This window comes from Streptomyces solincola, assembly GCF_002982015.1.
Classification (GTDB): domain Bacteria; phylum Actinomycetota; class Actinomycetes; order Streptomycetales; family Streptomycetaceae; genus Streptomyces; species Streptomyces solincola.
The window spans coordinates 1-4,506 of the sequence record NZ_PVLV01000283.1 but is presented as its reverse complement, the minus strand read 5'-3'; the positions used below and the strand labels follow the sequence as shown (position 1 = coordinate 4,506).

6 protein-coding genes are annotated in these 4,506 nt (G+C 72.9%); 5 read left to right on the top strand and 1 reads right to left on the bottom strand.

Annotated elements, in window-relative coordinates:
* The 4 genes from C6N75_RS18600 to nusB all read left to right on the top strand — a co-directional run.
* Window positions 1–662: ATP-binding protein (locus C6N75_RS18600; protein WP_258177488.1), on the top strand; the 662-nt coding region annotated here is incomplete at its 5' end.
* Between the two features lie 98 nt (window positions 663–760).
* Window positions 761–1,867: a M24 family metallopeptidase gene (locus C6N75_RS18595; RefSeq protein WP_105870031.1), complete on the top strand. Its 1,107-nt coding sequence runs from the start codon at window positions 761–763 to the stop codon at window positions 1,865–1,867.
* A 59-nt stretch (window positions 1,868–1,926) separates the two neighbouring features.
* Window positions 1,927–2,493: an elongation factor P gene (gene efp, locus C6N75_RS18590; RefSeq protein WP_105870030.1), complete on the top strand. Its 567-nt coding sequence runs from the start codon at window positions 1,927–1,929 to the stop codon at window positions 2,491–2,493.
* 2 nt (window positions 2,494–2,495) lie between these two features.
* Window positions 2,496–2,924, top strand: coding sequence for a transcription antitermination factor NusB (gene nusB / locus C6N75_RS18585; protein ID WP_105870029.1), 429 nt, complete (start codon window positions 2,496–2,498; stop codon window positions 2,922–2,924).
* Between the two features lie 238 nt (window positions 2,925–3,162).
* Here nusB and bldD read toward each other — a convergent pair whose 3' ends face one another.
* Window positions 3,163–3,666, bottom strand: a complete 504-nt coding sequence (bldD, locus tag C6N75_RS18580) for a transcriptional regulator BldD (protein ID WP_105870028.1) — start codon at window positions 3,664–3,666, stop codon at window positions 3,163–3,165.
* 223 nt (window positions 3,667–3,889) lie between these two features.
* Here bldD and pyrR point away from each other — a divergent pair, with 223 nt between their 5' ends.
* Complete coding sequence (gene pyrR, locus C6N75_RS18575) at window positions 3,890–4,468, top strand: bifunctional pyr operon transcriptional regulator/uracil phosphoribosyltransferase PyrR (RefSeq protein WP_105870027.1); 579 nt, start codon at window positions 3,890–3,892, stop codon at window positions 4,466–4,468.
* The last annotated feature ends 38 nt before the right edge of the window (window positions 4,469–4,506 follow it).

The window sequence follows — 4,506 nt, the reverse complement described above, 5'->3', positions numbered from 1 at the left end:
GCTGTGGACCCCGCCCGCCGCCCCGTCGGCCGAGCCCCCCGGGGACTTCCGGCCTCGCCCCGGCCGCCCCGTTCGCCGTGCCCGCCCCGCCGCCCACCGGCCAGTCCACCGGCACCGCCACCCTCGCCGTGCTGCTGATCGGCCCGGCCGGCGCCGGCAAGACCACCGTCGCCCGCCACTGGGCCGCCAGCCGCCGGGTGCCCACCGCGCACATCTCCCTGGACGACGTACGCGAATGGGTGTGCGCCGGCTTCGCCGACCCGCAATCCGGCTGGAACGACCAGTCCGAGGCGCAGTACCGCCTGGCCCGCCGCACCTGCGGCTTCGCCGCCCGCAACTTCCTCGCCAACGGCATCTCCTGCATCCTCGACGACGCCGTCTTCCCCGACCGCCCGGTCGTCGGCCTCGGCGGCTGGAAGCGCCACGTCGGCCCCGGCCTGCTCCCGGTGGTGCTGCTCCCCGGCCTGGAGATCGTCCTGGAGCGCAACGCCGAACGCAGCGGCAACCGGCGGCTCTCCGACGAGGAGGTGGCCGGCATCCACGGCCGGATGGCCGGCTGGTACGGCTCCGGGCTGCCGATCATCGACAACTCCGCCTACGACGTGGAGACCACCGCCCGCGTCCTCGACGAGGTCCTCGCCCGCGCCATCGCCGAAGCCTGACCGAGACCGGGGGCCCGGGCCGCCGTCCGGGGCCCGGCGCCGCCCCGCTCGGACGCGTCCGGACTGCCGGGCGGGCGATGCGCCCTTAGGCTCGACTCATGCCTGACGTCTTTGCGGACCGCCGCGGGCGGCTGCGTGACCGGTGCGCGGCGGCCGGTTCCGCGGCGGCGCTCGTCTCCCGCCCCGCCAATGTCCGCTATCTCGCGGGTGGAGCGCCCCCCGGGGCCGTGCTGCTCCTCGGAGCCGGCGAGGACGCGCTGCTGTGTCCGGGGCCGCCGTCCGGCGACCCGGTCGAGGGGCGGCTGGACGAGGCGCTGCGGGTCGCCGTGCTGCCCGCCGCCGGGGCCGATCCCGCGGTCGCCGCCACCGAACGGGCGCAGGCCGCCGGGGCGGAGACGCTCGCGGTGGAGGAGCACCACCTGAGCGTGGCGCGGCACCGGGCGATGGCGGCCGGCGCGCCCCGGGTCCGGCTGACCGACCTGGCGGGCGCGGTGGAGCAGGAGCGGATCGTCAAGGACGAGGACGAGATCACCTGCCTGCGGATCGCCGCCGAGATCACCGACCAGGCGCTCGGGGAGCTGCTGGAGTCCATCCTGGTGGGCCGGACCGAACGGCATCTGGCGCTGGAGCTGGAGCGGCGGCTGGTCGACCACGGGGCGGACGGGCCGGCGTTCCCCACCTCGGTGGCCACCGGGCCGCACGCCGGGCGCAGAGGCCACCGGCCCTCGGACCGACGGGTGGAGGAGGGCGACTTCCTCTCCGTGTGCCTGGGCGCGGACTACCGCGGCTACCGCTGCGAGATCGGCCGCACCTTCGTCATCGGCACCTCGCCCGAGGACTGGCAGATCGAGCTGTACGACCTGGTCTTCGCCGCCCAGCGGGCCGCCCGGGAGGCGCTGGTCCCGGGCACGGCGTACCGCGAGGTGGACCGGGCGGCCCGGCAGATGCTCGACTCGGCCGGCTACGGCGACGGCCTCGCGCCGCTGCTGGGCCACGGAGTGGGCCTGGAAATCCAGGAGGACCCTCAGTTGGCACCCGACGCCATGGGTAAACTGGACGCTTGCGTGCCGGTCACCGTCGAACCGGGGGTCCACCTCCCGGGCCGGGGCGGGGTCCGGATCGATGACACGCTCGTCGTGCGCCACGAGGCGGACGGCGGACCCGAGCTACTCACCATCACGACCAAGGAGCTGCTCGCGCTGTAGGCGCGAAACCCCGCGGCTCCCGGTCGTCCACCAGCGTCAGTCCAGGAGATTCCGCAACCGTGGCTTCCACGAACGACCTCAAGAACGGCATGGTGCTCAAGCTCGACAACGACCAGCTCTGGTCCGTCGTCGAGTTCCAGCACGTCAAGCCCGGCAAGGGCCCCGCCTTCGTGCGCACCAAGCTCAAGAACGTGCTCTCCGGCAAGATCGTCGACAAGACCTTCAACGCCGGTGTGAAGGTCGAGACGGCCACCGTCGACCGCCGCGACATGCAGTTCTCGTACATGGACGGCGACTACTTCGTCTTCATGGACATGCAGACCTACGACCAGCTCCACGTGGCCCGCGCCGCCGTCGGCGACGCCGCCAACTTCCTGGTCGAGGGCTTCACCGCCACCGTCGCCACCCACCAGGGCGAGGTGCTGTACGTGGAGCTGCCGGCCGCCGTCGAACTGAGCGTCCAGGAGACCGAGCCGGGCGTCCAGGGCGACCGCTCCACCGGCGGCACCAAGCCCGCCATCCTGGAGACCGGCCACCAGATCCAGGTCCCGCTCTTCATCACGACCGGTGAGAAGATCAAGGTCGACACCCGCTCCAGCGACTACCTCGGCCGGGTGAACAACTAACCGTGGCCGCCCGTAACACGGCCCGCAAGCGCGCCTTCCAGATCCTCTTCGAGGCCGACCAGCGCGGGGCCACCGCGCAGACCGTGCTGGCGGACTGGATCCGGCACGCCCGCTCCGACGACCGGCAGCCGCCGGTCAGCGAGTACACCATGGAGCTGGTCGAGGGGTACGCCGAGCACGCGGACCGTATCGACGAGCTGATCTCCACCTACGCGGTCGGCTGGACGCTGGACCGGATGCCGGTGGTGGACCGCAACATCCTGCGCCTGGGCGCGTACGAACTGGTGTGGGTGGACGGTACCCCGGACGCGGTGGTGATCGACGAGGCGGTGCAGCTCGCCAAGGAGTTCTCCACCGACGAGTCCCCGGCCTTTGTCAACGGCCTGCTGGCCCGCTTCAAGGACCTCAAGCCGTCGCTGCGCCGAGGCTGAGCCGCGGAACAACCGCAGAAGAACCGAGAAGGGTCCCCGGTGCGCGACAGCACCGGGGACCCTTCTCGTGTCCGACCGCCGCGTCCGGCCGCCGGCAGCTCCGCCGCGACAGCAGGACGCCGGGAGCGGCGGCGGTCGGGGACCGCTCACCGCACCCGGCGGCAACGTTTCTGCTGATGTGGGTGTGACGGCCGGGGCAGCCGTGAGCACCGAAGGGCGTGAGGCCGGACGGCGGGCCTCAGGCCTCCTGCTCGTGGGCGACCGCGCGGCGGGCGTCCGCGTCCAGCACGCCCCAGCTGATGAGCTGGTCGGTCAGGACCGAGGGCGACTGGTCGTAGATGACCGCGAGGGTGCGCAGGTCGTCCTGGCGGATCGACAGCACCTTGCCGTTGTAGTCGCCGCGCTGGGACTGGATCGTCGCCGCGTACCGCTGGAGCGGACCGGCCTTCTCGGCGGGCACGTGCGCCAGGCGCTCCAGGTCCAGCACGAGCTTCGGCGGCGGCTCGGCCGCCCCGCCGGGCGTCGTCCCCGGCAGCAGCTCCTGCACCGGGACGCCGTAGAAGTCGGCCAGCTCGGCGAGGCGCTGCACGGTCACGGCCCGGTCGCCGCGCTCGTAGGAGCCCACCACGACGGCCTTCCAACGGCCCTGGGACTTCTCCTCCACGCCGTGGAGGGAGAGGCCCTGCTGGGTGCGGATGGCACGGAGCTTGGCCCCGAGCTGTTTTGCGTATTCGCTGGACATATAGCTCCCGGGACGCATGGACAACGTTGCGGCTTCGCCGCTCGGCTGGTAACTCACTGTGAGGTTACGCAGCGTTACTTGGCTGCGTCAAGCCGAATGGGTCCTACCGGAGCCCCGCCGGACCCGCCGCGGGCGCTCGGCGACGTGCTGGTACGGTGGGCAGCGCACACCCAGACGTCCTTTAAGATCCGTCCCGTGAGGCGGAGAAGGAGGTCCGCTTCGTATGGACGCGAACCAGAAGCCCGATGCGGCCCGCCCCGTGCTCGAGGGCCCCGACATCGCGCGGGTACTGACCCGCATCGCCCACGAGATCGTCGAACGCGCCAAGGGCGCCGACGACGTGGTGCTCCTCGGCATCCCCACCCGCGGCGTCTTCCTCGCCCGCCGGCTGGCGGACAAGCTCCACCAGATCACCGGGCAGCCCGTGCCGGTCGGCTCGCTGGACATCACCATGTACCGCGACGACCTGCGGATGAGGCCCGCCCGCGCGCTCGGCCGCACCGAGATCCCCGCCGACGGCGTCGACGGGCGCCTCGTCGTCCTCGTCGACGACGTGCTCTTCTCCGGCCGCACCATCCGCGCCGCCCTGGACGCCCTCGGCGACATCGGCCGCCCCCGCGCCGTGCAGCTGGCCGTGCTGGTCGACCGCGGCCACCGCGAGCTGCCGATCCGCGCCGACTACGTCGGCAAGAACCTCCCCACCTCGCTGCGTGAGGCGGTCAAGGTCCAGCTCGCCGAGGAGGACGGCCGGGACGCCGTGCTGCTCGGCGTCCGCGCGGCCGCCCCGGCCGGCGACCGCTAGCCGCACCCCCCGCCCGTACCCCTCCCGTGCGTACGGGT

Bases quoted from the DNA above. Each gene is read 5' to 3' on its own strand.
- pyrR (WP_105870027.1), top strand. From the start codon at position 3,890: ATGGACGCGAACCAGAAGCCCGATGCGGCCCGCCCCGTGCTCGAGGGC.
- C6N75_RS18595 (WP_105870031.1), top strand. From the start codon at position 761: ATGCCTGACGTCTTTGCGGACCGCCGCGGGCGGCTGCGTGACCGGTGC.
- bldD (WP_105870028.1), bottom strand. From the start codon at position 3,666: ATGTCCAGCGAATACGCAAAACAGCTCGGGGCCAAGCTCCGTGCCATC.